Raw genomic sequence first — 531 nt, forward strand, 5'->3', positions numbered from 1 at the left:
TGAGTGTCTTTTCCGCAGATAATTCCAGTTTCAGCGTTTCCTCAAAGAATCTCCCAATATCTGACTTTATCTTTTCAGCGTCCTCTTTACTTCCGATTACTCCGATAAGAAAATCGTCGGCGTAGCGCACGTACTGTATCCGCTTATAGCTTGTGTCCATTGGGTCTCCCATAGGGATTTTCTGGAACTCCCTCTTTAATTCAGACAGGCGGTGTACTGCCTGCTGTTTTTCAATATCAGAGTAGCTGTCCCATTCCTTTCGGATTTTTGCTTTGCACCTTTGACGGTGCGACTGCTTCCTGGTGTATTCATTGTTTCTCTTTCTGCCTGTCCCTTTGTCAAACTCCTTTTTGTAGTCCTCCATGAATCGGTCGAACTCGTTCAGGTAGATGTTAGCAAGGATTGGGCTGATGCCGGAGCCTTGGGCTATGCCGCTGAAAGTGGCATTGTACTCCCAGTTCTCCATATACCCTGCATTGAGGAATTTCCAAATCAGCTCAATAAAGGCTTCATCTTTAATCCGCCTGCGCA

Annotated in this window: 1 protein-coding gene; it reads right to left on the reverse strand. The window is 46.0% G+C overall.

Translation table 11 applies throughout. The annotated features are described in order from the left end of the window. On the reverse strand, positions 1-531 hold a 531-nt coding region (locus E5329_RS29370), incomplete at both ends, for a reverse transcriptase/maturase family protein (RefSeq protein WP_275443905.1).

It is taken from the genome of Petralouisia muris (assembly GCF_004793545.1).
Classification (GTDB): Bacteria; Bacillota; Clostridia; order Lachnospirales; family Lachnospiraceae; genus Petralouisia; species Petralouisia muris.